The sequence below is a fragment of the Bradyrhizobium sp. Mp27 genome (assembly GCF_029953005.1).
GTDB lineage: Bacteria > Pseudomonadota > Alphaproteobacteria > Rhizobiales > Xanthobacteraceae > Bradyrhizobium > Bradyrhizobium barranii.
On sequence record NZ_JASAUS010000056.1, the window covers coordinates 23,959 to 46,843 of the forward strand.

Annotated in this window: 25 protein-coding genes and 4 pseudogenes; 14 read left to right on the forward strand and 15 right to left on the reverse strand. The window is 64.2% G+C overall.

Annotated features, from left to right (window positions below; genetic code table 11):
- Positions 1-147 precede the first annotated feature (147 nt).
- A complete protein-coding gene (locus QJT78_RS25825) occupies positions 148-1,224 on the forward strand; it encodes a methyl-accepting chemotaxis protein (RefSeq protein WP_028153590.1) in 1,077 nt (358 codons plus the stop codon).
- Between the two features lie 76 nt (positions 1,225-1,300).
- Here the strand turns inward: QJT78_RS25825 and QJT78_RS25830 are convergent, their stop codons facing one another.
- Complete coding sequence (locus QJT78_RS25830; RefSeq protein WP_028153591.1) at positions 1,301-2,059, reverse strand: sulfite exporter TauE/SafE family protein; 759 nt, start codon at positions 2,057-2,059, stop codon at positions 1,301-1,303.
- A 73-nt stretch (positions 2,060-2,132) separates the two neighbouring features.
- Positions 2,133-2,306: a hypothetical protein gene (locus QJT78_RS25835; RefSeq protein WP_155258127.1), complete on the reverse strand. Its 174-nt coding sequence runs from the start codon at positions 2,304-2,306 to the stop codon at positions 2,133-2,135.
- 369 nt (positions 2,307-2,675) lie between these two features.
- Here QJT78_RS25835 and QJT78_RS25840 point away from each other — a divergent pair, with 369 nt between their 5' ends.
- Complete coding sequence (locus tag QJT78_RS25840; protein ID WP_281460353.1) at positions 2,676-3,419, forward strand: SDR family oxidoreductase; 744 nt, start codon at positions 2,676-2,678, stop codon at positions 3,417-3,419.
- A 50-nt stretch (positions 3,420-3,469) separates the two neighbouring features.
- On the forward strand, positions 3,470-3,883 hold the full coding sequence (locus QJT78_RS25845; RefSeq protein WP_028153593.1) for a cupin domain-containing protein: 414 nt from the start codon (positions 3,470-3,472) through the stop codon (positions 3,881-3,883).
- A gap of 10 nt (positions 3,884-3,893) precedes the next feature.
- Here QJT78_RS25845 and QJT78_RS25850 read toward each other — a convergent pair.
- Positions 3,894-4,007 (reverse strand): annotated as a pseudogene (locus QJT78_RS25850) (4-hydroxythreonine-4-phosphate dehydrogenase); the annotation flags it as partial.
- Between the two features lie 6 nt (positions 4,008-4,013).
- On the opposite strand from QJT78_RS25850, the gene QJT78_RS25855 reads away from it, so the two are divergent.
- The 7 genes and pseudogenes from QJT78_RS25855 to QJT78_RS25885 all read left to right on the forward strand — a co-directional run bounded on the left by QJT78_RS25855 (position 4,014) and on the right by QJT78_RS25885 (position 8,062).
- Positions 4,014-4,163, forward strand: a complete 150-nt coding sequence (locus tag QJT78_RS25855) for an FCD domain-containing protein (RefSeq protein WP_281460354.1) — start codon at positions 4,014-4,016, stop codon at positions 4,161-4,163.
- A gap of 141 nt (positions 4,164-4,304) precedes the next feature.
- Positions 4,305-4,787 (forward strand): VOC family protein, encoded by a 483-nt coding sequence (locus QJT78_RS25860; RefSeq protein WP_080586616.1) that lies wholly within the window; start codon positions 4,305-4,307, stop codon positions 4,785-4,787.
- Between the two features lie 127 nt (positions 4,788-4,914).
- The gene (locus tag QJT78_RS25865; RefSeq protein ID WP_028153595.1) at positions 4,915-5,886 is read left to right on the forward strand and encodes an MBL fold metallo-hydrolase; all 972 of its coding nucleotides are present in this window, start codon (positions 4,915-4,917) and stop codon (positions 5,884-5,886) included.
- A gap of 231 nt (positions 5,887-6,117) precedes the next feature.
- Positions 6,118-7,529, forward strand: a pseudogene (locus QJT78_RS25870) (OFA family MFS transporter).
- A gap of 27 nt (positions 7,530-7,556) precedes the next feature.
- The gene (locus QJT78_RS25875) at positions 7,557-7,715 is read left to right on the forward strand and encodes a hypothetical protein (protein ID WP_157790313.1); all 159 of its coding nucleotides are present in this window, start codon (positions 7,557-7,559) and stop codon (positions 7,713-7,715) included.
- Between the two features lie 4 nt (positions 7,716-7,719).
- A complete protein-coding gene (locus QJT78_RS25880; RefSeq protein WP_014495518.1) occupies positions 7,720-7,845 on the forward strand; it encodes a hypothetical protein in 126 nt (41 codons plus the stop codon).
- A 7-nt stretch (positions 7,846-7,852) separates the two neighbouring features.
- Entirely contained in the window at positions 7,853-8,062 is a 210-nt protein-coding gene (locus tag QJT78_RS25885) for a hypothetical protein (protein WP_028153596.1), read from the forward strand.
- 18 nt (positions 8,063-8,080) lie between these two features.
- On the opposite strand, the gene QJT78_RS25890 is transcribed toward QJT78_RS25885, so the two are convergent.
- On the reverse strand, positions 8,081-8,974 hold the full coding sequence (locus QJT78_RS25890) for a LysR family transcriptional regulator (protein ID WP_212490729.1): 894 nt from the start codon (positions 8,972-8,974) through the stop codon (positions 8,081-8,083).
- A 137-nt stretch (positions 8,975-9,111) separates the two neighbouring features.
- Positions 9,112-10,038, reverse strand: a complete 927-nt coding sequence (locus QJT78_RS25895) for a LysR family transcriptional regulator (protein WP_162136523.1) — start codon at positions 10,036-10,038, stop codon at positions 9,112-9,114.
- Between the two features lie 97 nt (positions 10,039-10,135).
- Here QJT78_RS25895 and QJT78_RS25900 point away from each other — a divergent pair, with 97 nt between their 5' ends.
- Complete coding sequence (locus QJT78_RS25900) at positions 10,136-11,011, forward strand: ABC transporter substrate-binding protein (protein ID WP_157790312.1); 876 nt, start codon at positions 10,136-10,138, stop codon at positions 11,009-11,011.
- Between the two features lie 19 nt (positions 11,012-11,030).
- Here the strand turns inward: QJT78_RS25900 and QJT78_RS25905 are convergent.
- The 6 genes and pseudogenes from QJT78_RS25905 to QJT78_RS25930 all read right to left on the reverse strand — a co-directional run.
- Positions 11,031-11,593: pseudogene (locus QJT78_RS25905) on the reverse strand (sulfite exporter TauE/SafE family protein); the annotation flags it as partial.
- The gene (locus tag QJT78_RS25910; RefSeq protein ID WP_028153064.1) at positions 11,592-12,311 is read right to left on the reverse strand and encodes a haloacid dehalogenase type II; all 720 of its coding nucleotides are present in this window, start codon (positions 12,309-12,311) and stop codon (positions 11,592-11,594) included. The pseudogene QJT78_RS25905 and the gene QJT78_RS25910, both read right to left, overlap by 2 nt.
- A gap of 142 nt (positions 12,312-12,453) precedes the next feature.
- Positions 12,454-13,455, reverse strand: a complete 1,002-nt coding sequence (gene glpX, locus QJT78_RS25915; protein WP_028153063.1) for a class II fructose-bisphosphatase — start codon at positions 13,453-13,455, stop codon at positions 12,454-12,456.
- Positions 13,456-13,594: 139 nt separating this feature from the next.
- Complete coding sequence (locus QJT78_RS25920) at positions 13,595-14,911, reverse strand: homoserine dehydrogenase (protein ID WP_028153062.1); 1,317 nt, start codon at positions 14,909-14,911, stop codon at positions 13,595-13,597.
- A 30-nt stretch (positions 14,912-14,941) separates the two neighbouring features.
- Positions 14,942-16,162 carry an LL-diaminopimelate aminotransferase gene (locus QJT78_RS25925; protein WP_028153061.1) on the reverse strand — a complete coding sequence of 407 codons (1,221 nt, stop codon included), beginning with the start codon at positions 16,160-16,162 and terminating at the stop codon, positions 14,942-14,944.
- A gap of 209 nt (positions 16,163-16,371) precedes the next feature.
- Positions 16,372-16,647, reverse strand: a complete 276-nt coding sequence (locus QJT78_RS25930) for a hypothetical protein (protein WP_038943635.1) — start codon at positions 16,645-16,647, stop codon at positions 16,372-16,374.
- 253 nt (positions 16,648-16,900) lie between these two features.
- Here QJT78_RS25930 and phaC point away from each other — a divergent pair, with 253 nt between their 5' ends.
- From phaC to QJT78_RS25945, 3 genes are all read left to right on the forward strand, one after another.
- The gene (phaC, locus tag QJT78_RS25935) at positions 16,901-18,706 is read left to right on the forward strand and encodes a class I poly(R)-hydroxyalkanoic acid synthase (RefSeq protein ID WP_038943634.1); all 1,806 of its coding nucleotides are present in this window, start codon (positions 16,901-16,903) and stop codon (positions 18,704-18,706) included.
- A gap of 63 nt (positions 18,707-18,769) precedes the next feature.
- Positions 18,770-19,168: an MAPEG family protein gene (locus tag QJT78_RS25940; protein ID WP_028153058.1), complete on the forward strand. Its 399-nt coding sequence runs from the start codon at positions 18,770-18,772 to the stop codon at positions 19,166-19,168.
- 83 nt (positions 19,169-19,251) lie between these two features.
- A complete protein-coding gene (locus QJT78_RS25945) occupies positions 19,252-19,602 on the forward strand; it encodes a hypothetical protein (RefSeq protein WP_155258067.1) in 351 nt (116 codons plus the stop codon).
- Positions 19,603-19,686: 84 nt separating this feature from the next.
- Here QJT78_RS25945 and QJT78_RS25950 read toward each other — a convergent pair.
- From QJT78_RS25950 to QJT78_RS25965, 4 genes and pseudogenes are all read right to left on the reverse strand, one after another.
- Positions 19,687-19,851: pseudogene (locus tag QJT78_RS25950) on the reverse strand (N-acetyl-gamma-glutamyl-phosphate reductase); the annotation flags it as partial.
- Positions 19,852-19,895: 44 nt separating this feature from the next.
- Positions 19,896-20,942, reverse strand: a complete 1,047-nt coding sequence (gene argC / locus QJT78_RS25955) for an N-acetyl-gamma-glutamyl-phosphate reductase (protein WP_028153056.1) — start codon at positions 20,940-20,942, stop codon at positions 19,896-19,898.
- A gap of 96 nt (positions 20,943-21,038) precedes the next feature.
- The gene (gene argC / locus QJT78_RS25960) at positions 21,039-22,025 is read right to left on the reverse strand and encodes an N-acetyl-gamma-glutamyl-phosphate reductase (protein WP_028153055.1); all 987 of its coding nucleotides are present in this window, start codon (positions 22,023-22,025) and stop codon (positions 21,039-21,041) included.
- A complete protein-coding gene (locus QJT78_RS25965; RefSeq protein ID WP_038943633.1) occupies positions 22,022-22,690 on the reverse strand; it encodes an FMN-binding negative transcriptional regulator in 669 nt (222 codons plus the stop codon). The genes argC (QJT78_RS25960) and QJT78_RS25965 overlap by 4 nt, the downstream gene beginning before the upstream one ends.
- Between the last annotated feature and the right edge of the window lie 195 nt (positions 22,691-22,885).

A 22,885-nucleotide genomic window follows, 5' to 3' on the forward strand; every position in this document is an offset into this window, starting at 1 on the left:
GCGGACTGACTATCATTTGGGCATTCCGTGGAACAGCAAATTAAGCGGGCGTTAGGCGGAATCTTCGAAAAAGACTCGTATTCGATCTGTAATTAGTTGTTCCGGGTTCGTTGCAGATCAGGCCTCATTGCCAAGGGAAGCTCCCCGATGTCTGCTGCGCTGGGTCTGAAAGCCAAGCCAATCACCACCGAACCCGCTGATGACGATTCCGATATCTCCGCGCTGATCAATCGCCTGACCGCGGAGGTCAACCAGATCGCGGTCGACAAGACCAAGGCGATCCAGCAGATCACCAACCAGATGAAGATGCTGGCGCTGAACGCGCTGATCGAGAGTTCGCGCGCCGGCGCGCAAGGCGCCGGCTTCGCGGTGGTGGCGCAGGAGGTGCGCGGCGTCGGCCAGCAGGTCGAAACCATCGCGCGCGAGCTCGAAACCCAGCTGACGAAGCGCACCGGCGATCTCGTCGCCTCGATCGACCGCATGAGCCAGCGCTCGCGCGGCGAGCGCATGGTCGACCTGTCGCTCAACGCCATCGAGCTGATCGATCGCAACCTCTACGAACGCACCTGCGACGTGCGCTGGTGGGCGACCGACTCCGCCGTGGTCGATTGCGCGGCCTCGCCCAACGCCGCAGCCGTCTCCCATGCCTCGCAGCGCCTCGGCGTGATCCTCGGCGCCTACACCGTCTATCTCGACCTCTGGCTCTGCGACCTCGACGGCAACGTCATCGCCAACGGCCGCGCCGACCGCTTTCGCGTCGTCGGCCAGAACGTCGCCCACACAAAGTGGTTTCGCGAGGCGCGAACCTTGCGCTCCGGCGACGACTATGTCGCCGGTGACGTCGAGAACCAGCCGCTGCTCGGCAATGCGCAGGTCGCGACCTATTGTGCCAGCGTCCGCGCCGGCGGCCAGGCCAACGGCGCGCCGATCGGCGTGCTCGCCATCCATTTCGACTGGGAGGCGCAGGCCCGCGCCATCGTGCAGGGCGTGCGCGTCGGCGACAGCGACAAGGCGCGCGTGCTGCTGGTCGATTCCAATCTGCGTGTCATCGCAGCTTCCGACGGCCAGGGTATTTTGAGCGAGCGCATCTCGATCTCGCTGAACGGCCAGCGCTCCGGCTTCTACCACGACCGCACGGGCGCACTGGTCGCGTTCCATGCGACGCCAGGCTACGAGACCTATCGCGGCCTCGGCTGGTACGGCGTGATCGTCTGCGGGGCGTGACGACATCATCGCGAGATCCGTGAGCGCGGCGGCGTGACCGTCGAACGATGGTCGCGCATGCGGCGCGACTTGCAGCCTATCCGAGATAGCCAGACACTCCGTCCCACAACAGCTTCAACGCTGTCACGGCCAGCAGGCCATGGCACGCCCGGTAGATCTGCCGCTGGTCCAGCTTTCCGTGCAGCCGCCAGCCGAGCCAGACGCCGCTGGGAATGGCAAAGAGGCACACCGCCATCACGATCCAGACGTTGCCCGCCGGCCGCACCAGCAACAGCCAAGGTACCGCCTTGATCGCGTTGCCGACGGTGAAGAACAGGCTGGTCGTTCCCGCGTAGACCTCCTTGCTGAGGCCAAGCGGCAGCAGGTACATCGCGAGCGGTGGTCCGCCGGAATGCGCGACCATGGTCGTGACACCCGAGGCAAGACCGGCAGCAACCGCCTTCGGCGAGGAGCGCGGACGAATGACCACCTTCGGATCACGCACGAGCCATATGCCAACGAAGCTCAACGTCACGACCGCCATCACGATCGCGACGGCGCGATGGTCCAATACGCGGAACAAGAGATAGCCGAGGGCAATGCCGATCACGAGCCCGGGCAACAGCAGCACCAGGTCCGGCTTCGACCGCGTCGAGGGCTTCCAGTAGCGCAACGCGAACAGGTCCATAGCGATGAAGAGCGGCGCGAGCAGGCCGCCGGCCGTGACCGGATCCATCACACACGACAGCAACGGAATGCCGACAATGGAGAAGCCGCCGCCGAATGCGCCCTTCATGAAGCAGATCAGGAAGACGCCGGAAAAGGCGATGATCACCGTGGCGACCGTCAAATCCATCTGCGCATCTCCATGACCGGCACGCTCGCGCCTCGGCGCGCGTCACGCCGAAACATCGCGGGCGAGACCCGGCTCAGGTCGCCGTGACGTCGTCATCGGTTGCTGTTGGGCCGGCGTCGGTCGACGTCGCTTGCGAGGTTCGAGGCGCCTCGGCCTTCGGCTGGAAAAAGAGACCGGGCAGCACTGAAGGCAGGCCAAAGGTCATTCCGAGGAATGCCAGAAACACATCAAGACAACTCACGCTCATTCTGTTGCTCCGCTTTGTCGGGCGCGACCACCTCTCGGTGCATTTGAGGGTCGATGTGCTGCAATATGAACCGGTACAAATATCAGTACAATAAGAACATTGCTCTCGGTTCAATTTCGCCGCCTCCGCACGAGCAGAGCAGACGCAGCAAACCCTTTGCGTTGGACTTCGATCCGACTACGGCGGGCGCGGCGCCCACCCCGTCGCAATGAGATTTCTGAGCATTTTCCGGCAAGGCAGGCCGGTTACAGGCAAGAGCTTGCCGCATTGCTCGGCTACGCTGCGCTTCGCATCACGTTGGGCGGACGTGACGTGATCGGCCCACGGACCTGGATCACTCACGCTCGTCCCATGCCGAGGAGACATGCCATGAAGATCGTCGTGATCGGCGGGACCGGATTGATCGGATCCAAGCTCGTGACGAAGTTGAAACAACACGGCCACGAGGCTGTTGCGGCCTCGCCGAAATCAGGCGGGAACGCCGTGACAGGGGAAGGCCTCGCAGCAGCGCTGGCTGGCGCGGATGTCGTCGTCGACGTTGCCAACGCGCCGTCCTGGGAGCCCGCCGCCGTGCTCGATTTCTTCCAGCGCTCGAGCACGAACCTCGTCGCGGCAGAGGCGGTCGCGGGCGTGAAGCATCACGTGGCGCTGTCAATCGTGGGGACCGAACGGTCGCCCGACAATTCCTATTTTCGGGCCAAGCTCGCCCAGGAGACCATCATCAAATCCTCGTCGGTCCCCTACTCCATCGTTCGTGCCACCCAGTTCTTCGAATTCCTCGGCGCCATTGCCGAAACGGCTGTGGTCGAAGGAAAGATTGTCGTCCCGTCCGCACTGTTTCAGCCGATCGCCGCCGAAGACGTGGCTGATCGCCTCGCGGAGGTCGCCATGGGCCGGCCGCTCAACGGCACCATCGATATCGCAGGACCCGAGAAGGCCCCCTTCAATGAATTCATTGCGCGGCGCCTGAAGGCGTCCGGCGACGCCCGACCGGTGGTGGGAGACCCGAAGGCACCGTACTACGGCGCCCCCATTGACGACACATCACTGAACCCGCTCGGCGAGGCGCGGCTTGGAAAAACGCCGCTCGCAACGTGGCTCGCAAGGCTCTGAGGATCCGCCAGACCTTCCATCACGACAACCAACGCAATGAAGGAAATCCCATGCGCAGATTGCTGATCGCAACGGCGGTTTATGCCGCATCAGTCCTGACGGGCCATGCGGCCGAACCGGCACCTCTGGCAAAAGTGACGGTCGTGTTCGACCAGGCGCTGCCGAACATCCCGGGCAAGAGCATGAAGGGCGTGCTGGTCGAGTACGGTCCCGGAGGCTCCTCGCCGGCCCACATGCATCCGCGCTCCGCATTCATCTATGCGACCATCCTGGAAGGCGCGATCCGCAGTCAGGTCAATGACGAGCCCGCCAAAGTCTATCGCAAAGGAGAGAATTTCTTCGAAAAGCCGGGCGACCGTCACGCCATAAGCGCGAATGCAAGCGATACCGAACCTGCGAAGCTGCTGGCTGTCTTCGTCGTGGATTCAGCAGACAAGGAGCTGGTCACGCCGATCACGAAGTAGCGCCGGCTCGTCACGCAGCGCGGCGCGCGGCCATCTCCGCGGCCAGCAGCAACGCGGCGCGGCTGGCGCCGATCGACGCGATGCCTTGCCCTGCGACGTCGTAGGCGGTGCCGTGCGCGGGCGTACGCCGATGACACCGCAGCGCTGGGCATTCGCCGTGAAGAAGCACAAGGCGATCCTGAACGCGCTGCAGCGGCGCGATGGCGCCGGCCTCTCCCACATCCTGCGCGCGCATCTGCGCCACAAGCGCGAAGAGGTCTTGCAGGCGGGCTTTGCCTAGACGGAAGGAAACGACCTCGCGCTGCGGATCGCGTGAGGCGGGCTTGCCCGGCGAGCATTCGTTCATTTCGCGTCTGGCCTTCACGCCGCTTCGCTGCGATAACCGCCTCGAAGATCGGTCATAAGATCAGGCGACGCCGCAATGAACAAACCGCTGTCCTCAGACCCCGTCGCGCGTGCGACCTCCGACAGCACGGGAAGCGCACCGCAAGGCGGCCTTGCCGATCTCGTTCCCGAACTCAGCGTTTCCAGCATTCAAGCCAGCCTGCCGTTCTGGCGCGACTTGCTCGGCTTCGAGCTCGCTTACGATCGCCCCGATGCGCGATTTGCGTATCTCGTCAGGGGCCGTTTGCAGGTCATGCTCTGCGAATTGAATGGACGCTGGGAGACGGCCGAGATGCAGCGGCCATTCGGACGCGGCGTCAATTTCCAGATGGTCGTCGATCGCATTGATCCCATGCTACGGGCTCTCGGCGATGCCAAATGGCCGCTCTACGAGCAGCCGAACGAAGCCTGGTATCGGGTCGGCGACCAGGAATTCGGCCAGCGTGAATTCCTTGTCCAGGATCCGGACGGTTACCTCGTGCGCTTCGTCGAACGCCTGGGCATGCGCACGCCATCCTGACGCAAAAAATTCGTGCCGTCCTGCCGCATCGCGCGATCAGGAGACACAATCGCGACACAATCATTGATTGCATTGCGATAGCGCGCGAACAGTTGCGCAAAACAAAAGACAAAGGCGGAGGAAACGCATGACTATCGATGTCTCACGTCGATCCCTGTTCGCATTGGGGGCTGGCCTTGGCGCCAGCGCGATGCTCGGCGGCAGCGCGCTTGCCCGCGCTCCCAAACTCGGCACCCAGACTCCCTACTGGCACCGCTTCGTTCTCGGCGATGCCGAAGTCACCGTCGTGTCCGACGGACCGCTGCCGCTCGGCGATCCCTCCGGGACCTTCACCGGCGTTCCCAAGGAAGAGGTGAAGAAGATGCTGGCGGACAATTTCCTGTCGCCGGACAACGTCGTGCTCGAGCAGAACTCCCCGATCGTCAACACCGGCGACAAGCTCATCCTGTTCGATACCGGCATGGGCAGCTCCAAGATGTTCGGCGCCACCACCGGCCGGCAGCAGAAGAGCATGACCGAGGCCGGCATCAAGCCGGCCGACATCGATGCCGTGGTCTGCTCGCATGCCCATATCGACCACATCGGGGGCATTGTGGACGATGGTGGCAAGCCGCTGTTTCCGAACGCGCAGATCTACATCTCCCAGACCGATTTCGACTTCTGGACCGACGAAGGCAAGCTCGGCAGCGCGGCCAAGGACTTCGTCGTTCACGCCCGCAAGAACCTGCTGCCGGTCCGCGACCGCATCGTGTTCTTCAAGGATGGCCAGGAATTTTTGCCGGGCGTACAGGCGATCGCCGCGCCCGGTCATACCGTCGGCCACACCATCTTCCTGGTCTCGTCGGCCGGCAAGTCCTTTGCCTTCCTCGGCGACCTCTCGCACCATTCCGTGTTGCTGCTGGAGCGGCCGCGGATGGAGTTCTCCTACGACACCGACCCGAAACAGGCGGCCGAGTCGCGCGTCAAGCTGCTGACGATGCTGGCGGCCAACAAGACCCCGGTGATGTCCTATCACTTCGCCTGGCCGGGCTACGGCCATGTCGCCAAGGCCGGTGACGGCTTCCATTACTATCCCGAACCGATGCAGATGACGTTGTAGGTCACCAAGTCGTCGTCATGCCGGGTCCGGGCAGCACACGCTTCCCGGACCTTTTTTATCGCCGCGGCCTCGTCGCTGATTTTTCTGTTTTTCGTATTATCTACAACTCCGATTATAACGGCTCATATTATTCGTTTGTCAAAACCATTCTCCTGCGTAGCCTGAGCAGCGCGCTCTCGCCGGCGGCCCGCAGAGGCCGCCACCAAAATGGCGAAGCACGAGGAGGATTGGATGACGACGACGCTCGACGCATCGGGAATGCCTGCACGTTCGCTGCTGCCCTTCCTTGATCGCGAGCACACAATCGCAAGGCCGGGCTACAGCCGATGGATGGTGCCGCCCGCGGCGCTTTGCGTGCATTTGTGCATCGGGCAGGCGTACGCCTTCAGCGTCTTCAACCTGCCGATGACCAAGCTGATCGGAGTCACCCAATCGGCATCCGGCGACTGGAAGCTCACCGAGCTCGGCTGGATTTTCTCCATCGCGATGGTGTTCCTCGGACTGTCGGCCGCAGTGTTCGGACGCTGGGTCGAGGAAGGCGGCCCGCGCAAGGCGATGTTCACCGCCGGCGTTGCCTGGGCGAGCGCGTTCCTGATCTCGGCCCTCGGCGTCTATCTCCACAATCTCTGGATCATCTATCTCGGCTACGGCGTGATCGGCGGCTGCGCGCTCGGCATCGGCTACATCTCCCCGGTTTCGACGCTCATGAAGTGGTTTCCCGACCGGCCGGGCATGGCCACCGGCATGGCGATCATGGGCTTTGGCGGCGGCGCGCTGATCGCCTCCCCCCTCTCCGTCTGGCTGATGAGCAAGTTTGCGACCACGAGCGACGTCGGCGTGCTCGGCGCCTTCATCACGCTCGGCTGTGTCTACTTCGTCTTCATGATGGTCGGCTCCGCCATCGTGCGCGTGCCGGCGCAGGGCTGGAAGCCGGAGGGTTACGTGCCGCCTGCGGCCGCCACCAAGCTGATGACCAGGAACGACGTGTTCGTCTATCAGGCGGTCAAGACGCCGCAGTTCTGGCTGATCTGGATCGTGCTATTCTGCAACACCACAGCCGGCATCGGCGTGCTCGGCCAGGCCTCGGCGATGAGCCAGGAGATGTTCCCCGGCCACATCACCGCAGTCGCGGCCGCAGGCCTCGTCGGCCTGATGAGCCTGTTCAACATGGGCGGACGCTTCAGCTGGGCTTCGCTATCCGACTTCATCGGACGCAAGAACACCTATTTCGTCTACATGGTGCTCGGAATCGCCCTCTACGTGACCGTGCCCTATGCCGGCGCGAGCGGCAATGTCGTGCTGTTCGTGCTGTGCTTCCTGATCATCGTCAGCATGTATGGCGGCGGCTTTTCCACCGTGCCGCTATCTGCGCGACATGTTCGGCACGCGCTATGTCGGCGCCATCCACGGCATCCTGCTGACGGCCTGGTCGATGGCCGGCATCGCCGGGCCTGTGCTACATCCGCGAATACAACGTCACACACGGCGTGCCGAAGGCGCAGGCCTACAACACGACCATGTACATCATGGCCGGACTGCTCGTGGTCGGCTTCCTCGCCAACCTCTGCGTCCGTGCCGTCGACAAGCGTCATCACATGACAGACGAGGACAGTTCAGGTCTCGAGGCGGCGCGTGCTGCCTGACTTTCGGACGAACACAAGGAGGCGACCATGACCACGACATCACGGAGCGAAGCGTCATTCTCCCAATCGCTGCTGAGCTGGATCGCCTGGCGGGTGTCCCGGACGATGGCGGCGATGCGGCCGGTACATCGTGCCACCGAGATCGCGGCCGCAGCCGCGGCGAGCAACAATCCCTCGGGGGCCTGACATCATGCAGACCGCTCAGACGGCGAAGACCACGCCGTTGCAATTGGCGCTGGCGTGGAGCTTTGCGGGCATCCCCCTGCTCGCGGGCGTGATCCAGACCCTGCTCAACGCCATGAAGCTGTTTCAGTAGGCGGCGAATGCGTCCCACGAACAAGCGTGCAACGCTTCTCAGCGGCGCGCGACGGTTGATCACCGATGAAGGCTTCGCCATCACCGTGCTGGCCGCAGTGATCGCCGCTGCAGTTCTCGCCGTCGGATTCGACGCGACTGCGGACATCGTCGTCGCGACGCTCGCACTTGGCGCGGTGACGGCGTTGGCCGAGACCCGCCTGCACCGGCGCGGATAGATCCAGTCAAACGAGCCGTCAGCGGCGCTTGCGCGCGCCACGCGCCGGCGTTTCCGTCACGCGCCGGGTCTGCTCGGCGGCGAGGTCGCGCATGATCGCTATCGCGCTCTGCACGTGGTCGTCGGGCTGGTCGACCGAATAGACGACATAGGCCGGCATCGAGAATTTCGGTGCTCCCGCCACCAGGTGCAGCCGCCGCGCCTTCAGCAGCGGCTCGACGATCCGGTGCGCAAAATAGCCGGAGCCACCGTTGGCGAGAACGTGCTGCAGCCCGAGCCAGCCGATGTTGGCGGTCAGCGCCGGCCCCGCGAAATTGGGAAAGACGGCGCTATGGCGGGCGTAGAATTCGGGCCCCCAGTCGACATAGACGTAGCCATCCTGCGGCTCCGGATCGCTCCTGGGATTGGTCGACACCAGCACGAGCTGCTCCTCGATCAGCAACTCGACCTTGAGGCCGGGGCGGCTTTGCGGGGTGTACATCACGCCGATGTCGATGCGCCCCTCGACCAGCCCCTGCATCAATTCGGGCTCAAGGGCACTCTCGGCCCGGATGGAGATCTGCGGATTGGCCTCCTGCATGCGCGGCACCCAAAGCAGCAGGAACTCCTCCCACAGGCCGATGCGGCCGCCGACCACCAGCGCCCCGCTAAAGCCCTTGGGGAGGCCGACGTCGTGGCGGGCCTGCTCGACGGTGCGAACAAGCGTCGAGGCATGGCGTTGAAATTGCCGCCCCGCCACCGTAAGCGTCGCGCCTGCCTTGTTGCGCACGAACAGCGTGCAGCCGAGCAGCTCCTCGAGCGAATGGATCCGCGTGCTGACGGTGGACTGGCTGACGTGAAGCCGGTCGGCGGCGGTGATGAAATTGCCGGTCGCGACCACGGTCAGGAATGTACGCGCGAGCTCGGTATCCAAGGGCGCACCTCACATCGATATTGTCGATATGAAGGGCGCTCTCTTGAGAGATGTCAAACTAGCCGATGGGCCTATAGCAGCGGAAGCGCGCGAATCAACGCTGCGGATCTCACGAGGCGGTCCGACTGCCCTACCCGCTAGGCGCGATTGCCGAACAATGCGAGCGTGATCGATCGCAGCCAGCGGTGGGCGGGGTCGCGATGGTAACGCTCATGCCAGTACTGCGCGATCTCGATCCGCGGCAACGCAACCGGCGTCCTGAACACGGTCATGCCGAGCGGCTCGGCGACGATGGCGGCCAGATTGGCCGGCAGGGTCGCGACACCGTCGGTCTGCGAGGCCACGATCGCGCCGGCGATGAAGCTCGGCACCTGCAACAGGATGTTGGCGCGGGCGATCGCCCGTGTCAGCACGCGCTGCGTTTCGAGATGAGCCGCATGCCCGGTCTCGGAGGCGGTGATCAGGATATGCTGCTCGTCGAGAAAACCGCGGCGCGTCCGCGCCTGCGCCTGCCGCGGATGCCCGCGCCGCACCACGCTCGCATAGCCGTCGGAATAAAGCCGCTGCGAGCGGAGATGCCCCGCCGCCCGCGGCAAGGCGCCGAGCGCGAGGTCCGCCTCCCCCGACTCCAGCTTGAGCGCAAAGTGCCGGGAGTCCAGCGGCATCGCGCGCACCTGAATGCGCGGTGCGAGTACGGCAAGGCGTGCGACCAGCGGCGGCAGGAATCGCACCATGCCGACGTCGGTCAAGAGCAGGCTGAAGGTCTTCTCCGATTTGCGCGGATCGAACGGCAACCGCTCCTGCCACAGCGTGTCGGCCATATCGAGCAAGGAGCGGACCTGCGAGGCCATCGCGACGGTCCGCGCCGTCGGCTGCACGCCGCTGCCGCGCCGCACGAACAGGGGATCGTCGAAGCGCAGCCGCAATCGTGCCAGCAGCTTGCTGACGGCCGGCTGCGTGGTGTCGAGACTCGCGGCAGCACGCGTGATACTGCCCTCGCGGATCAGCGCGTCGAGCACGCGCAGATCGCGGAAGTCGATGCCGGAAGATTCCCTTTTTGACATATAAAACATTCCCTTCTGGCCATGGATCAAGCTTCGCCCTTTGCTATCCTCCAGTCAATCGAGCCGCCGAATGGCTGCGGCGAACACGGAGGACGCCATGACCACATTCGTGATCGAGTCTCATTTCCGTCTTCAGGAATGGGTGGCCGAGGAGAGGGGCTATTTCCGCGACGAAGGGCTCGACTACGAGTTCCGCGAGTTGATCCGCTCGACCGAAGGCCAGCACCACAACAAGGTCAATGAAGGCGCCTTCCAGAGCATCGAGAAGGGACGCAAGGCCGACGTCAGCTGCGCCTGCCACTGGACCGTCAACGTCGCCGCCTCGAACGGCCATGCCAAACTCTACGCGGACGTCTATTCGGTCGCGCCCTCGGGCATCTTCGTTCCCGCGGATTCGAAGATCCGTACCCCTTCCGACCTCGCCGGCGTGCCGATCTCGGTCGGCTTTCAGTCCGGCAGCCATTATTCGACCATCCAGGCGCTCGAGCCCTATCTCGCGCCTGATGACATCAACCTCACCTTCGAGGACGGCATGTTGTTCCGCAGGATGGAGCTGCTGTTCGAGGGCAAGAGCGAGGCGGCTGCGCTCTTCAACGGCCCTTATTACTTCGCCGAGCAGCTTGGCTATCGCAAGATCATCGACACGACCTTCATGATCGCGTCCATGATCAACGGCGATCCAGCGCCCGAGGACATCAAGCGCTATTTCCGGGCTCTGAAGAAGGCCCAGCGCGACATCGATCTGCGGCCAGAGCTCTACACCCGCTACTACAGAAACGAATTTCCGGAGCGTTTTCACGCGGCCATGGACACGCGCCGCTGGGGGCCCGGCGAGCGCATCGTGTTCGAACCCTATTCGCGCGAGATCTACGAGCAGTCGTTCGACTGGATCGAGAAGCACGGCATCTTCAGCGATGGGACGATGGGTGACGGCGCTTACGACAAGGCGACCGTCGCCTTCGGCAGGATCTGAACGTCGGCGCCGGAGTGTTTCAGGCGAGATAGCCGGACACACCGTCCCATACCAGCTTCAGCGCCGTCGCGACCAGCAGTCCGTAGCAGGCCCGGTAGATCTGCCGCTCGTCCAGCTTTCCATGCAGCCGCCAGCCGACCCAGACGCCGGTGGGAATGGCGAGCAGGCCCGCGGCCATCACGATCCAGACGTTGCCTGATGGCCGCACCAGCAGCAGCCACGGCACCGCCTTGGTCGCATTGCCGACGGTGAAGAACAGGCTGGTCGTGCCGGCATAGACTTCCTTGGTCAGCCGAGCGGCAGCAGATACATCGCCAGCGGCGGTCCGCCGGAATGCGCGACCAAGATGGTCACGCCCGAGGCGAGACCGGCCGCAACGGCTTTCGGCGTCGAACGCGGGCGAATGGTCACCTTGGGGTCGCTCAGGAGCCACAGGCCGACGAAGATCAAGGTGACGACCGCCATCACGATCGCGACGGCGCGGTGGTCGAGCACGCGAAACAAGAGATAGCCGAGCGCAATGCCGATCAGGAGACCGGGCAGCAACAGCACGAGGTCGGGCTTCGACCAGGTCGAGGGCTTAGCAGCCGAGCTTGTCGGCGACCCCGCCAAAGTCCTTCCCGACGATGTCCCAGTTGCCGGTCGCCTCGAAATCGACCTTCTGGAGCGGCCCGTATTCGGTCGGCCGCGCCACGAACGCGGTCCTCAGTCCGTTCTTCTGCGCGGCGGCGAGATCGCCGTTGTGGGCGGCGACCATCATCACCTGCTCCGGCTTGAGGCCGAGCAGGCGCGCGGCGCCGAGATAGGTCTCGGGATCGGGCTTGTAGTGCTCGAACAGCTCGGCCGACATGATGAGGTCCCACGGCAGGCCTGCGAACTTCGCCATGTTGGTGAGCAGCGCGACGTTGCCGTTCGACAGCGGCGAGATCACGAATCTGGTCTTGAGGCGCGTCAGGCCGGCGACGCTGTCGGGCCAGGGATTGAGGCGATGCCAGCCCTTGGTGAGATAGTCGAGATCGGCTTCGGTGAGGCCCTTGATCGAGAATTGCGCGACCAGCTTTTCCAGCGAGCGGCGGTGCAGATCGTCGAGCATGACGTAGCCGCGCTCGGGATGTTTGCGCACGTCGTCCATCGAGGCCATGTACATGCCGCGCCAGCCGTCGACCAGAGCGGTCCAGTCGGCGCTGATGCCGCGCTGCTTGCTCCACCACATGAAGTCGGTGATGAGGCTGGTGCGCCAGTCCACGACCGTGCCGAACACGTCGAAGACCAGGGCTTTGACGGAGGAGAGATCGGACATGGGCGCTTCCCCTTTTGTTGTTCTTGTCATTCCGGGGGGCGCGTCAGCGCCAACCCGGAATCCAGAAGTTATGGCGCGAGATTCCGGTTTCTCCGGGCCGCGCGCTTTGCGCGGTCCCGTCGCCCCGGAATGACGAAGCGCGTCAGCCCAGGTAAAACTTCTCCAACTGCCGGTGCTCGGCCTTGATGTAACGTACGGTGCCGGTGACGGAGCGCATCACGACCGTCTCGGTCTCGATCACGCCGTCCTTGCGGAACTTGACGCCCGACAGCAGCGAGCCCGTGGTGACGCCGGTGGCGGCGAACAGGCAGTCGCCGCGCGCCATATCCTCGATGCCGTAGATCATCTTGGGATCGTTGACGCCCATCTTGGCGGCGCGCTCGCGCTTCTCGTCGGAATCCAGGATCAGGCGGCACTGCATCTGGCCACCGATGCAGCGCAGCGCCACGGCCGCGAGCACGCCTTCCGGCGCCCCGCCGGTGCCGAGATACATGTCGACGCCGGTGTTATCGGGGTCGGCGCAGTGGATCACGCCGGCAACGTCGCCGTCGGTGATGAGGCGGACGGCGGCGCCGGTCGAGCGCACGCTCTCGATGATGCTGGCATGGCGCGGGCGGTCGAGCACGAGAACGGTGATGCCTTCCGGCTGGACGCCCTTGGCCTTGGCGAGGCGGCGGACGTTGTCAGCCGGCGTCGCATCGAGATCGACGACGCCCTTGTCGTAGCCCGGCCCGATCGCAAGCTTCTGCATGTAGACGTCGGGCGCGTGCAGCAGCGTGCCGCCGTCGGCCATCGCCATGGTGGCAATCGAGCCCGGCATGTTCTTGGCGCACAGCGTGGTGCCTTCGAGCGGGTCGACCGCGATGTCGACCTGCGGGCCGGCGTTCATGCCAACCTTCTCGCCGATGAACAGCATCGGCGCCTCGTCGCGCTCGCCCTCGCCGATCACGATGGTGCCCTCGATCGGCAGCTTATTGAGCTCGCGCCGCATGGCGTCCACGGCGGCCTGGTCGGCCGCCTTCTCGTTGCCGTGCCCGCGCAGCCGCGCCGAAGACACCGCCGCCCGCTCCGTCACCCGCACGATCTCCAGCGTGAGGATGCGCTCGAGCAACGCGTGCGGCGGGACTGAAATATGGGTCGACATCGGCTAACTCCTTCGGAACAGTTTTGGACGGAAATCTCCGTCCACATCAACTCGTAACACCCACAGTTCGTTCGAACCGTGTCCTATTGTTTGAGCATGGCCTTTCCGGAAAACCTCTTCACACTTTTCCGGGTCATGCTCAGTTCTTCTCGATCCGGATCACCTGTGGCCGTCCGCTGATCACCTTGTCCTTCTGCACGGCCGCGAGCGCACGGCGCACGGCGTCCTCATGCGTTGCATAGGTGATCAGGATGACGGGCACGGGCACCGCCTTGCCGTTCGCCGGCGCAGCGCCGCCATTGGGATGACGCTGCACGATCGACTCGATCGAAATCTTCTGCTCCGCGAGCCGGGTCGCGATCGCGGCCGCAGTGCCCGGGAAATCCCGCGCCAGCAGGCGGATATAGTAGCCGCCCTCGTGCCGCTCCATCGGCGCCTTCTTGGTGTCGCGCAGATGCGAGATCGGCCGGCCGAACGGATTGGCACGGATGCCGCGCGCAACGTCGGCGATGTCGGCGACGACGGCGGATGCGGTCGCAGCACCGCCGGCGCCGGGGCCGACCAGCGTGATCGGAGGGATGCCCTCGCCATCGATCGTGACCGCATTGGTGACACCCATCACCTGCGCGATCGAGGAGGATTTTGGAACCATGGTCGGATGCACGCGCTGCTCGATGCCCTTGGCGGTGCGAACGGCAACACCGAGCAGCTTGAGCCGGTAACCGAGATCGTCGGCCGCACGCAGATCTTCCGGCGCGATGGATGAGATACCTTCGACATACACCGCGCTTTGAGCAACTTTCGTGCCGAAAGCGAGGCTGGCGAGAATGGCAAGTTTTTGCGCGGTGTCGTGGCCATCGACGTCGAAGGACGGATTGGCCTCGGCGTAGCCGAGCCGCTGCGCATCCTTGAGACATTCGGCGAAGGACAGGCCCTCCTGCTCCATCCGCGTCAGTATGTAATTGCAGGTGCCGTTGAGGATGCCGTAGACGCGCGTGACGCCGGTTCCGGCAAGCCCTTCGCGTAACGTTTTGATGACAGGGATCGCAGCGCCGACCGCTGCCTCGAAATTCAGCGCGCCGCCGTGCTTTTCGGCGGCCTTGGCAAGCTTCAGGCCGTGCTTGGCGAGCAGCGCCTTGTTGGCGGTGACGACCGACTTGCCCGCATTCAATGCCGCTTCGACCGCAGAGAGAGCGGGATCACCGGCGCCGCCCATCAGCTCGACGAAGCAGTCGATGCCGGGATGCGTGGCCAGTGCCATGGGGTCCCTGGCCCATTCGACGCCGCGCAGATCGACGCCGCGCTTCTTCGCCTTCGAGCGCGCGGTGACGGCGACGACGCGAATGCCGCGGCCGCTGCGGCCCGCGAGCACGCGGGCCTGGGTCTCGATCAAACGGACAACTTCGGCGCCCACGGTGCCGAGCCCCGCTATGCCCACTTTCAGGGGTGCAACCATGATGCTTTAGAAAACCTGCCGAAGAGAAACTTAACGCCGATTGGCGAGCGGAACGACGTTGTGCAACGTTTCGATGCCGCTTTCAAGGAAGCGGCGCACGCCGCGCGCGGCCTGCCTGATCCGTTGCTCGTTTTCCACCATGGCGATGCGGACATATCCTTCACCGTGCTCGCCGAAGCCGACGCCGGGCGAGACCGCGACGCCGGATTTCTCTACCATCAGGGTTGCGAACTGCATGCTGCCGACGCTGCGGAAGGCCTCCGGCAGCGGCACCCATGCGAACATCGAGGCTTCCGGCGGCGGGATCTCCCAGCCGGCGCGGCCGAATGACTCCACCAGCGCGTCGCGGCGCTTGCGGTAGGTGTCGCGCATCTCCTTGATGCACTCGTCGGGGCCGTTCAGCGCGGCGGTGGCGGCGACCTGCACCGGCGTGAAGGCGCCGTAGTCGAGGTAGGATTTGACGCGGGCGAGCGCGGCGATCACGCGGTCGTTGCCGACCGCAAAGCCCATGCGCCAACCGGCCATCGAATAGGTCTTCGACATCGAGGTGAACTCGACGGTGACGTCGATCGCGCCGGGCACCTGGAGCACCGAGGGCGGCGGGTTGTTCTCGTCGAAATAGACTTCGGCATAGGCGAGATCGGACAGGATCAGGATCTCGTGCTTCTTCGCGAACGCGACAAGGTCCTTGTAGAAGTCGAGGCTCGCGACATAGGCGGTCGGGTTCGAGGGGTAGCAGACGACGAGCGCGAGCGGCTTCGGGATCGAATGCACGATCGCCCGTTCCACCGCCTCGAAGAATTGCGGCGTCGGCTCCGAGGGCACCGAACGGATCACGCCGCCCGCCATCAGGAAGCCGAAGGCGTGAATCGGGTAGCTCGGGTTCGGGCAGAGAATGACGTCGCCGGGCGCGGTGATCGCCTGCGCCACATTGGCAAAGCCCTCCTTCGAACCGAGTGTCGCCACGACCTGGGTGTCGGGGTTGAGCTTCACGCCGAAGCGGCGGGCGTAATAAGCGGCTTGGGCCCGGCGCAGCCCGGGGATGCCGCGGGAGGCCGAGTAGCGGTCGGTGCGCGGCTTGCCCAGCGTCTCCTTCAGCTTCTCCAGCACATGCGCCGGCGCCGGCAGGTCCGGATTGCCCATGCCGAGGTCGATGATGTCGGCGCCGGCATTCCGCGCGGCTGCCTTGGCCCGGTTGACCTGCTCGAACACGTAAGGCGGAAGGCGGCGGATGCGGTAAAACTCTTCCATGGCTCTCTGGGCTCCGGGCAACCGGTCAGGACAGAATCGACCGGCCATGACAGCCGCTCGGGAAAGCTCTCGCCCCCTCGCAAAAATCACTCAAAATCAAACGCTTAGAGTAATATTCGACGGCAGGAGCTGAAGTCGTTCGCCCTGACTCTCGGCTGAACTGAGGTCTTTTAGCACGGCATGGCGGGGGCGCCAGCGATTACGCCACGTTACTTGGCGTCTTTTGCGGCAACGGATTGGCGGTCGCGCGCGGCGGCGAGCTCAGCTTCGATCTTGGCGCGCTGGTCCGGCGGGATGATCGCCTGATCACGATCCGGCGGCAGATCATGCACCGGAAGGTAGGAGCCGGGCTCCCTGGGATGGGCCACCGCGTCGGTGGGGGTATAGTCAGCCAGCTGACTCGAGCAGCCGCTCAAGGCAAGCGCCGCCATCAGCAGCGCGCCACAGATCGGCAGCGACTTTTGCAGGTCCCTCAACGCCAACACTTGGGAAATCCCCTACTCGTCCCAACGCAGGGCTGCCGGAGCTTAACCCGACAACCTGCCCAAGCTCAAACCATTGCTGCCCACAAATGGTACGAGCGAGAATACTTCCAAGGCCCACTGCGGAAGAGGTGCACGCTGATTGTGACAAAACCAAGGGGCTTTGTCGCAGTGCAGCACATGTTGGAGCTTGTTTAACGCCAAACATGCGAGCTTCGCGGTGACGAATACGGAATGAATCGTTACTGTTCTGCTCATGAGTAGCGCCACGACCGACACACCCAGATCCGAAACGAAGTTCGATGCGGAAGCTTTCGCGATGAATGTCGCGCGGGCGATGGAGAGCGGCGGCAAGGCGCTCGCCGCGTATCTGAAGCCACGCGAGAGCGGCGAGGTGCAGGATCGCCCGCCGGCCGAGCTGACGGAAGTGGTCAAGACCTTCACGTCGGTCGCCGAATACTGGCTGTCGGATACGTCCCGCGCGTCCGATCTGCAGACCAAGCTCGCCAAGGATTATCTCGACCTCTGGGGCTCGGCGGCGCGCCGCATGGCTGGCCAGGACGCTTCACCCGCGATCGCGCCCTCGCCGCGCGACAAGCGCTTTGCCGATCCGGAATGGAAGTCGAACCAGTTCTTCGACTTCATGATGCAGCTCTATCTGCTCACGGCCAAATGGGCGCAAGAGCTGGTGCACGACGCCGAGCTCGATCCGCAGACCCGCCGCAAGGCGGAGTTCTACGTCCAGCAGGTCACCAATGCGATCTCGCCGTCGAACTTCGTCCTGACCAATCCGGAAGTGCTGCGCGAGACGGTGGCGAGTAGCGGCGAAAATCTCGCACGCGGCCTGAAGATGCTGGCCGAGGACATCGCGGCCGGCAAGGGCATGCTGAAGATCCGCCAGTCCAATCCGGACAATCTCGTCGTCGGCGTCAACATGGCGACGACGCCGGGCAAGGTGATCTACCAGAACGAGATGATGCAGCTGATCCAGTATTCGCCGACCACGGAGAACGTGCTGCGCACGCCGCTCCTGATCGTGCCGCCCTGGATCAACAAGTTCTACATCCTCGATCTCAAGCCGGAGAAATCCTACATCAAGTGGTGCGTCGACCAGGGCATCACCGTGTTCGTGATCTCATGGGTCAATCCCGACAAGCGGCTCGGCAACAAGAGCTGGGAAGACTACATGAAGGAAGGCCCGCTCACGGCGATGGACGTGATCGAGAAGGTCACCGGCGAGTTGAAGGTGCACACCGCCGGCTATTGCGTCGGCGGCACCATGCTCGCGACCACGCTGGCCTGGCTCGCCGAGAAGCGCCGCCAGCGCGTGGCGTCGGCGACGCTCTTCGCGGCGCAGGTCGACTTCACCCATGCCGGCGATCTCCTGGTGTTCGTCGACGAGGACCAGATCGCGGCCCTCGAGCAGGACATGAGGGCGGCCGGCGTGCTCGAAGGCTCGAAGATGGCGATGGCCTTCAACATGCTGCGCTCCAACGATCTGATCTGGTCCTATGTCGTCAGCAACTACCTGAAGGGCCAGCAGCCGAGCGCGTTCGACCTCTTGCACTGGAATTCGGATGCGACGCGCATGACCGCGTCGAACCATTCCTATTACCTGCGCAATTGCTACCTGGAGAATCGGCTCTCCACCGGCACGATGGTGCTCGACAACACGCTGCTCGACCTCTCCAAGGTCAAGGTGCCCGTCTACAACCTCGCCACCCGCGAGGACCACATCGCGCCGGCGGAATCGGTGCTGTACGGCTCGCAGTTCTTCGGCGGCCCGGTGAAATACGTCCTGTCCGGCTCGGGCCACATCGCCGGCGTGGTCAACCCGCCCGCCTCGAACAAGTACCAGTACTGGACCAACGACAACGTCAAGGACGTCAACGTCGCCGAATGGATGAAGGGCGCGGTGGAGCACAAGGGCTCGTGGTGGCCGGACTGGCGGCAATGGCTAGGCGAACTCGATCCGGAGGAAGTCCCGGCGCGCGTGGTCGGCAGCGAGGCCCTGCCCCCGCTCGAGGACGCGCCCGGCAGCTATGTCAGGGTTCGCGCATAGCGGACTCGCCCGCGCTTTCGTATAGACTCGCTCTCAACGCAGCGAAGACACAGGGGACGGACCATGACGCGCGAATTGTTCTGGCTGACACTGACGGTGATCCTGACCGGAATCCTCTGGATTCCCTACACCATCAACCGCTGCCAGGTTCGGGGGCTCAGTGGCGCCTTGGCCAATCCCTCGCGCGCCGACAAGCCGCAAGCGGAGTGGGCGAACCGCCTGATGTTCGCGCATGACAACGCGGTCGAGAACCTCGTGCTGTTCGCGCCGCTGGTGCTGATCCTGAACGCGATCGACTATTCCTCGAAATGGACCGTGCTCGCCTGCGCGGTGTATTTCTGGTCACGCGTCGCGCATCTGATCGTCTACGCACTCGGCATCCCGGTGTTCCGCACGCTGGCCTTCACCGTCGGCTTCCTCGCCCAGGCCGTGCTGGCACTGGCGATCTTCAAGGTGTTTTGAAGTCGCAGCGTCCAGGGTCGCTGGACGCTATTGCAATCCAAAGATACCTTCGCACGGCAACAACCGAAGCGGGGGAAATCCCGGTGCGGATCCTTTTGCCAGTCCTCGCGGTGCTCGCGCTCGCCGGATCATGTCGCGACGCCGGCGCGCAGGCGCCATGTCCTGAACTGCCACGCCTGCGCAGCGAGGCTGTCGAAGCCTCCAAACCGACGGCGCGCGCCTTGATGTCGGACCGCTGCGACGCCTACATCCGGGCCTCGCGCGCTTGGAGCGCCGTGGTCGATTATGCGAACGACCATCGCGACGTCTGCGAAATCTCCGACCGCTTGCTCGGCGACCTCGAGACATATCGCCGCGAGGCCGTGGCGGCCCGCAAGAATGTTTGCGCCGGCCGCCCGGTACGACCGTTTCCAGCCGACATTATTTCGCAGTGAGTGACGGCGCGTTGCGCCAGGCGCCGGCCTGCAGCGCATCGCTCTGAAGGAGCGTTGCGCTGCGCCCGGGGGCACGAGGCTGCCCTACTCCTCCGGCAGCCCCAGCATCAGCCGCATGTTCTGCACGGCCGCACCCGAGGCGCCCTTGCCCAGATTATCGAGCCGGGCGACCAGCACCGCCTGGTGATATTTGTCGCTGGCGAAGACGTAGAGCTCGAGCATGTTGGTCTCGTTGAGCGCCTCCGGCTCGGAGCTTGCCGCCCTTGGTCACCTCGTCCACAACTACATCCCGCTTACGGAAACAGCGCGATCTGCTCCAGGCCCGCGGTCTCGGGGAAGCCGAACATCAGGTTCATGTTCTGGATCGCCTGCCCCGCCGACCCCTTCACCAGATTGTCGAGCACCGAGATCACGATCGCCCGGTTCTTGATGCGGTCGGGGAATACGCCGATCTGCACGTAGTTCGAACCGCGCACGTTCTGGGTCTGTGGCATCACGCCCTTGTTCGCGACATGGACGAACGGCTCGTTGCTGTAGGCCTTCTCCAACGCTGTTCGCAAATCGTCCGGCGTCGCGCCGTTGAGCTTGACGTAGGACGTACAAAGCTCGCCCCGCGCCATCGGAATGAGATGTGGGGTGAAGTTGACGGTCACAGCGTGGCCAGCGGCAACCCCGATCTCCTGCTCGATCTCGGGCGCGTGCCGGTGGGTGCCGACTGAATAGGGCGACAGCCCCTCGCCCGCCTCGCTGAACAACGTGTTCTGTTTCAGCCCGCGGCCGGCGCCGGTGACGCCCGATTTCGCGTCGATGACGATGTCGTCGACATCGATCAGCTTGGCTTTCGCAAGCGGCACCAGCGCGAGCAGCGCCGCCGTGGGATAGCAGCCGGGACAGGCGACCAGCCGCGCCGACGTGATCTTCTCGCGATAGAATTCGGTGAGACCGTAGACCGCTTCGCCCTGCAGTTCGAGCGCCCGGTGCTCATGGCCGTACCATTGCGCATAGGTGCTCTTGTCCCGCAGCCTGAAATCGGCGGACATGTCGAGGACCTTGATTTTGGGATTTGCCTTGAGGACCGCGGCGATGATTTCCTGCGTGGTGCCGTGCGGCAGTCCGCAGAACACCGCATCGAGCTTGCTCCAGTCGACCTTTTCCCATTCCACGAGTTTCGGCAGTTCCAGCATGAAAAAATGTGGAAACACGTCGCCCATCGACTTGCCGGCATGGGTGTTGGCGGTGAGCGCGACGATCTCGGCATTCGGATGCCGGGCCAACAGGCGCACCGCATCGGCCCCGGTGTAACCGGAGGCGCCGAGAATGCCGATCTTCTTCGAGCTCATCACGCGTACCTTTCAGGCGTCATTTGATCGTCTTGCCGGGGTCGAAAGTCGCAGCGTCGCTTCGTCCACCGGGCTGGCCTCCCGAGCAACGTTCGATCAGCTATTGTCGGCAAGGCCCAACATCAGCCGCATGTTCTGCACGGCTGCGCCTGACGCGCCCTTGCCCAGATTGTCGAGCCGCGCGACCAGTACCGCCTGGTGATATTTGTCGCTGGCGAAGACGTGGAGCTCGAGCGTGTTGGTCTCGTTGAGCGCCTCCGGCTCGAGCTTGCCGCCCTTGGTCGCCTCGTTCTGGAGCGGCATCACCGAAACATATTTCGAGCCGGCGTAACGCTCGGCCAGCGCGGCCTGAAGGTCCGCACCGCCGGGCTTGCCCGGCAGCGCGTCGAGTTGGAGCGGCACCGAGACCAGCATGCCCTGCCGGTAATTGGCGACCGAGGGAATGAAGATCGGCCGCCGCGTCAGTTTCGAATAGAGCTGCATCTCCGGCAAATGCTTGTGCTCGAAGCCGAGGCCATAGAGCTCGAAGGACGGCGCGCTGCCGTCTTCGAAGCTCGCGATCATCGACTTGCCGCCGCCGGAATAGCCGCTCACCGCGTTGACGGTGACGGGATAATCGGGCGGCAACAGACCGGCATCGACGATCGGCCGCAGCAGCGCGATCGCACCGGTCGGATAGCAGCCGGGATTGGAGACCTTCTTCGCGGCCTTGATCTTGCCGGCCTGGTCCGGCGTCAGCTCCGGAAAGCCGTAGGCCCAGTCGGGCGCGACCCGGTAGGCGGTGGAAGCGTCCAGCACCTTCGGCGCTGAAGCGCCCATGCTGTCTACCAGCGCGACTGTTTCCTTCGCGGCATCGTCAGGCAGGCAGAGGATCACGAGATCGACCTCCTCCATCAGCGCCTTCTTGGCCGCGGGGTCCTTGCGCTTGTCGTCGGCGATCGTCTTCACGGTGACGTCGCTCTGGAGCTTCAGCCGCTCGTTGATGCCGAGCCCGGTGGTGCCGGAGCCGCCGTCGACGAAGACGGTGGCGGGCTTCTTGGCCGCGCCGGTGGTCGGGGCCTTGGTGGTTTCGGTGAGGCTCATGGCGCGCTCCTTTCGAGCATGTTGGTTTCGTTCGCGAAGGCCTCCGGCCTCACGTCCTGCATCAGTTGTGCAATCTCTCTGGCGTCGGCCGCGGGTTGCGCACCGAGCGCGTTGGCGATCGCGGTATAGTCGGCGTCCGATTTGTGCTGGTTGAGCTTGAAGCTGCCTTCGACCTCTTCAACCGTCATGACCAGGCCCACGATTCCCTTCTTCAACGCTTCCAGCCGGCCTGCCGTCATCTTCGCCGATGTCCACGGCGCTTTCGGCAACAGCCAGCTCTCGAACTTGTCGCTCAGCGTGTCGATCTGCACCGCCAGCTGATCGTCCGACAAGAGGCGCACCGGCCCGCTCAGATGCACCGACTGGTAGAGCCAGGTCGGCACCTGATCCGGCGAGACGTACCAGTCGGGCGATACATAGGCATCGGGGCCGTTGACCGCGAGCAGCCAGGAGGTCGCGCCGTCCGCCAGCTTTAGCAGCGGATTGTGACGGGCGACATGAAAGGCGGCCTGCGGCGTGCCGTCAGCGGCGTAAGTCAGGTAGAACGGCAGCGGCGAGGCGACCGGCTTGTGGCCGTCAAAGGCGCACATCGTGCCGAAGCCGCGCTCGCTCGCGAAATTCAGGCTCGCGGCGCGGTCCTGCTTGAAAAAGGGTGGCGTGTACATCGTGGTCTCCTGCTGGGCCTCCTCGGGGGGCCGCCGGATCAGATCGCGCTGACAGGAGAGAGAATGCCGCGGATCGGATCCAGCGGCAAAGACGATGATCTCAAACGCGATCGACCGCCCAAACCGCTAAAGAGCGGCGGCGGCGACGGGCGAACAGGATGGTCGCGGCGTTGATCATGGCGCGCGGCTATAAGG

Excerpts from the sequence above, each read along its gene's own strand:
- QJT78_RS25835 (WP_155258127.1), bottom strand. The coding sequence starts at position 2,306 with ATGAGCGTGAGTTGTCTTGATGTGTTTCTGGCATTCCTCGGAATGACC.
- QJT78_RS25965 (WP_038943633.1), bottom strand. The coding sequence starts at position 22,690 with ATGTACACGCCACCCTTTTTCAAGCAGGACCGCGCCGCGAGCCTGAAT.
- QJT78_RS25920 (WP_028153062.1), bottom strand. The coding sequence starts at position 14,911 with ATGGTTGCACCCCTGAAAGTGGGCATAGCGGGGCTCGGCACCGTGGGC.
- QJT78_RS25865 (WP_028153595.1), top strand. The coding sequence starts at position 4,915 with ATGACTATCGATGTCTCACGTCGATCCCTGTTCGCATTGGGGGCTGGC.
- QJT78_RS25855 (WP_281460354.1), top strand. The coding sequence starts at position 4,014 with ATGACACCGCAGCGCTGGGCATTCGCCGTGAAGAAGCACAAGGCGATC.
- argC (WP_028153055.1), bottom strand. The coding sequence starts at position 22,025 with ATGAGCCTCACCGAAACCACCAAGGCCCCGACCACCGGCGCGGCCAAG.
- phaC (WP_038943634.1), top strand. The coding sequence starts at position 16,901 with ATGAGTAGCGCCACGACCGACACACCCAGATCCGAAACGAAGTTCGAT.
- QJT78_RS25925 (WP_028153061.1), bottom strand. The coding sequence starts at position 16,162 with ATGGAAGAGTTTTACCGCATCCGCCGCCTTCCGCCTTACGTGTTCGAG.
- QJT78_RS25875 (WP_157790313.1), top strand. The coding sequence starts at position 7,557 with ATGACCACGACATCACGGAGCGAAGCGTCATTCTCCCAATCGCTGCTG.
- QJT78_RS25885 (WP_028153596.1), top strand. The coding sequence starts at position 7,853 with ATGCGTCCCACGAACAAGCGTGCAACGCTTCTCAGCGGCGCGCGACGG.
- QJT78_RS25900 (WP_157790312.1), top strand. The coding sequence starts at position 10,136 with ATGACCACATTCGTGATCGAGTCTCATTTCCGTCTTCAGGAATGGGTG.
- QJT78_RS25825 (WP_028153590.1), top strand. The coding sequence starts at position 148 with ATGTCTGCTGCGCTGGGTCTGAAAGCCAAGCCAATCACCACCGAACCC.
- argC (WP_028153056.1), bottom strand. The coding sequence starts at position 20,942 with ATGAGCTCGAAGAAGATCGGCATTCTCGGCGCCTCCGGTTACACCGGG.
- glpX (WP_028153063.1), bottom strand. The coding sequence starts at position 13,455 with ATGTCGACCCATATTTCAGTCCCGCCGCACGCGTTGCTCGAGCGCATC.
- QJT78_RS25910 (WP_028153064.1), bottom strand. The coding sequence starts at position 12,311 with ATGTCCGATCTCTCCTCCGTCAAAGCCCTGGTCTTCGACGTGTTCGGC.
- QJT78_RS25830 (WP_028153591.1), bottom strand. The coding sequence starts at position 2,059 with ATGGATTTGACGGTCGCCACGGTGATCATCGCCTTTTCCGGCGTCTTC.
- QJT78_RS25860 (WP_080586616.1), top strand. The coding sequence starts at position 4,305 with ATGAACAAACCGCTGTCCTCAGACCCCGTCGCGCGTGCGACCTCCGAC.
- QJT78_RS25895 (WP_162136523.1), bottom strand. The coding sequence starts at position 10,038 with ATGTCAAAAAGGGAATCTTCCGGCATCGACTTCCGCGATCTGCGCGTG.
- QJT78_RS25880 (WP_014495518.1), top strand. The coding sequence starts at position 7,720 with ATGCAGACCGCTCAGACGGCGAAGACCACGCCGTTGCAATTGGCGCTG.
- QJT78_RS25840 (WP_281460353.1), top strand. The coding sequence starts at position 2,676 with ATGAAGATCGTCGTGATCGGCGGGACCGGATTGATCGGATCCAAGCTC.
- QJT78_RS25845 (WP_028153593.1), top strand. The coding sequence starts at position 3,470 with ATGCGCAGATTGCTGATCGCAACGGCGGTTTATGCCGCATCAGTCCTG.
- QJT78_RS25940 (WP_028153058.1), top strand. The coding sequence starts at position 18,770 with ATGACGCGCGAATTGTTCTGGCTGACACTGACGGTGATCCTGACCGGA.